Origin of the sequence: Acinetobacter sp. UBA3132, from assembly GCF_002364825.1 — a bacterium.
In the GTDB taxonomy this organism is placed as follows: Bacteria; Pseudomonadota; Gammaproteobacteria; order Pseudomonadales; family Moraxellaceae; genus Acinetobacter; species Acinetobacter schindleri.
On record NZ_DEZM01000149.1, the window covers coordinates 1 to 2,951 of the forward strand.

The following is a 2,951-nucleotide window of genomic DNA, read 5'->3' on the forward strand; positions in this document are numbered from 1 at the left end:
AAAATAGCCTAAGCAATTTTAAATGTCTACTATTACTGTGTGGATTTAAAGGCAACTCTACTTAGGGATATATTAAATATTAATTGTTAAAAAAATGTACGAGTTAAAAATAAAATCCTTCATATCTGATGGAAGTATGGTTATCAATCACGATCATTCTAATTTCATGGAGGAAAGAGAAGGGGGAGATGAAAAGTTTTTATGTGAATAAAGCTTAAAGCAATAAAAAAAGCCCAAGTCTAAAATGCTTGGGCTTTCTTGAATTTGGCTCTCCCACCTGGGCTCGAACCAGGGACCTGCGGATTAACAGTCCGTCGCTCTACCGACTGAGCTATGGGAGAATCTGAATGCGATTATAGAGGGATTTTGACAGGGGTCAAGCAAAAACTTCTATATTTATTGCAAATATAGTTTGTCTGATTTTAATTTAGACAATCAAATTTAAAATTCAAAAAAAGCTTGTCAGCGCATAAGCGAATTGCTAAATTGAAAATATAAAGTCGTTTGACCAGATGGTCAAACAGTGTGGATTTAAACCTACTTGCCAGCACAAAAATGGCTAAACCGGAGAAAGCGAATGAATACGCTCACTATCCCTCAAATTTTCGCCCAACTGTCTTTCTATCAAGAAAACTACCTTGATATTATTCAAGATTTTACCCAATATTTTACTCCTGTTCATGGCGCTGAAATCCGTTTATGGCCCTTAGCTGCAAAACAGTTGTATTTGGGTGACTTGTTACAATTGTGGTTTGCAGAAAAATGGCTGGTTGAGAAGGAACGCCAATTTAGCTTTGAAGTATTCCTGAATGCGCCTGAAATACAGCCAAAAGATCTGTTTATTTATGCTATTTCGGGCAATCTCATTACGGGTTCAAATCAGTCTAAAGTTTGGCAGACATCTACTGCACAGACTCAAGAATTAAGTCTGGCGAATGTCTCTAGACATTATTTTGAGTATCAGGCTTTGACTCAACCAAAAGCTGTTCAAGCATCGCAGGCGAAGTGGGGTATGCTTTAAGCCTTTCTTAAACTAGAAGTTTTTAACGAAAAATCATACAGGTGGCTGTTGCATGAGCATAAAGCTTACCATCTTCATCGATAATTTTTCCTTCTGAGATTGCAAGATTTTTGCTGGTATTAGTGAGTTGACCAATAGCCGTCAATGGTCTGTTTTGGGGAGTGGGGCGACACATTTTAATATTGAGATCAATCGTGCCATATCCTGCGTCTGCTTCTAAAACGGTATGAATTGCACAGCCTGTTACGGTGTCCAGTACTGTTGCAGCAAAGCCCCCGTGTACACCGCCTAAAGGATTTAAATGGTGTTGATCTGCCTGCACCTCAAACGTGACCTGACCACTTTCAATTAAAGTAGGTTTCATGGGAATGGTTGTTGCCATAGAAGGCATCGGCAGGTTGCCATTACACATTTCTTGCATAATCTGTAAACCTGATAGATTCTTGATATCCATTGCTTGCTCTTGTTATTTTAGATTTTGGAATGATCTTTAAATTCTAGATGGATGGAGGCTCAGGCATCAATTAAAAATTGTATGATTGGAGTATGCAGGGTTTATACCTTGGCTTAAAAATAAATATAAAAAATAAGTTCAATGAGGAATACTGATGAAAGCAAGATGTTTATGTGGTGCGACTCAGTTTGAAGTACAACTCAGGAATCATGGAGTTGCTGCCTGTCATAGCTCGATGTGTCGCCGCCAAACCGGTGGGCCATTAATGGCTATTGATATCGAAGATATTCATTTTGTCGATCAGCAGTATTTATCTGTTTTTAACTCTTCAGAATGGGCGGAGCGCGGCTTTTGTAGTGTTTGTGGTACTTTAATTTTTTGGCGAACCAAAGATCACTCATTTGCCAATATCAATGTTTTTACATTGGAGGAATTACCTGATGATCTGGATTTTAATCTGGAGATTTATGTGGATCATCAGCCAGCCTTCTATTTATTTAATAATCAAACCCAAAAAATGACTGAAGAAGTCATCGAGATGTTTAATTCGGATCGCTCATAATTTTAGTTTTGAAAGTGCAAAATTTAAGGTTAAATTTAAAGAGAACAAATAAAAAAACCCACGATAAACGCGGGTTTCTTATTTAAAAACTTGAGAAAGTCTCTAAATTATTTAGCAGCTTTTTCAGCTTCGATAGAAGCAATCGCAGCATCTACGCCTTCGATTGAATCAGCAGCTTTCTTGATACGAGCAAGTGCATCAACCAGTACTTCGTCAGCAGTTGCGTAAGAGATACGCATGAAGCCGCCTAGACCAAATGCATCACCAGGAACAACTGCAACACCAGTTTCTTCCAGTAACCAAGCAGAGAATTCTGTGCAAGATTTAAGACCTTTGGCACGAATCAATGGTTTGATGTTTGCATATGCATAGAATGCACCGTCCGCAGGTAGGCAAGAAATACCATTGATATCATTTAAGCCTTTTACAACCAGGTCATGACGACGTTTGAATGCTTCAATCATTGGCTCAAGTACGTCTTGAGGACCATTCAATGCAGCTTCAGCAGCAACTTGCGAAATTGAAGTCGGGTTAGAAGTTGATTGAGACTGGATTTTCTTCATTGCGCCAATCAGTTTCGCAGGACCAGCTGCGTAGCCGATACGCCAGCCTGTCATTGCATAGGCTTTAGACACACCGTTTAATACGATTGTACGGTCATAAAGGTCTGGAGCAACAGTTGCGATATTGTAGAACTCGTCATCCCAACGGATTGGTTCATACATGTCGTCAGATGCAATGAATACTTCTGGGTATTTGCGCAGTACTGCAGCTAAGGCTTCTAGTTCAGCTTTCGTATAGATCATGCCAGTCGGGTTAGAAGGGCTGTTCAATACCACTAGACGAGTTTTGTCAGTGATCGCCGCTTCTAATTGTTCAGGAGTAATTTTGAAACGTTGTTCTTCACCACATTT

The 2,951-nt window shown here is 39.3% G+C and carries 4 protein-coding genes and 1 tRNA gene; 2 read left to right on the plus strand and 3 right to left on the minus strand.

Annotated elements, in window-relative coordinates:
• Positions 1 to 265 precede the first annotated feature (265 nt).
• A tRNA-Asn gene (locus B4033_RS08290) sits at positions 266 to 341 on the minus strand.
• Positions 342 to 577: 236 nt separating this feature from the next.
• Between B4033_RS08290 and B4033_RS08295 the strand changes: the two genes are divergently transcribed.
• A complete protein-coding gene (locus B4033_RS08295) occupies positions 578 to 1,021 on the plus strand; it encodes a hypothetical protein (RefSeq protein ID WP_286833130.1) in 444 nt (147 codons plus the stop codon).
• A 22-nt stretch (positions 1,022 to 1,043) separates the two neighbouring features.
• On the opposite strand, the gene B4033_RS08300 is transcribed toward B4033_RS08295, so the two are convergent.
• Positions 1,044 to 1,475 carry a PaaI family thioesterase gene (locus tag B4033_RS08300; protein WP_286833131.1) on the minus strand — a complete coding sequence of 144 codons (432 nt, stop codon included), beginning with the start codon at positions 1,473 to 1,475 and terminating at the stop codon, positions 1,044 to 1,046.
• A 154-nt stretch (positions 1,476 to 1,629) separates the two neighbouring features.
• On the opposite strand from B4033_RS08300, the gene B4033_RS08305 reads away from it, so the two are divergent.
• Complete coding sequence (locus tag B4033_RS08305; protein ID WP_286833133.1) at positions 1,630 to 2,037, plus strand: GFA family protein; 408 nt, start codon at positions 1,630 to 1,632, stop codon at positions 2,035 to 2,037.
• A gap of 107 nt (positions 2,038 to 2,144) precedes the next feature.
• On the opposite strand, the gene B4033_RS08310 is transcribed toward B4033_RS08305, so the two are convergent.
• A partial coding sequence (locus B4033_RS08310; RefSeq protein WP_286833134.1) for an aminotransferase class I/II-fold pyridoxal phosphate-dependent enzyme occupies positions 2,145 to 2,951 on the minus strand: 807 nt, incomplete at its 5' end.

Excerpts from the sequence above, each read along its gene's own strand:
- B4033_RS08295 (WP_286833130.1), top strand. The coding sequence starts at position 578 with ATGAATACGCTCACTATCCCTCAAATTTTCGCCCAACTGTCTTTCTAT.
- B4033_RS08300 (WP_286833131.1), bottom strand. The coding sequence starts at position 1,475 with ATGGATATCAAGAATCTATCAGGTTTACAGATTATGCAAGAAATGTGT.
- B4033_RS08305 (WP_286833133.1), top strand. The coding sequence starts at position 1,630 with ATGAAAGCAAGATGTTTATGTGGTGCGACTCAGTTTGAAGTACAACTC.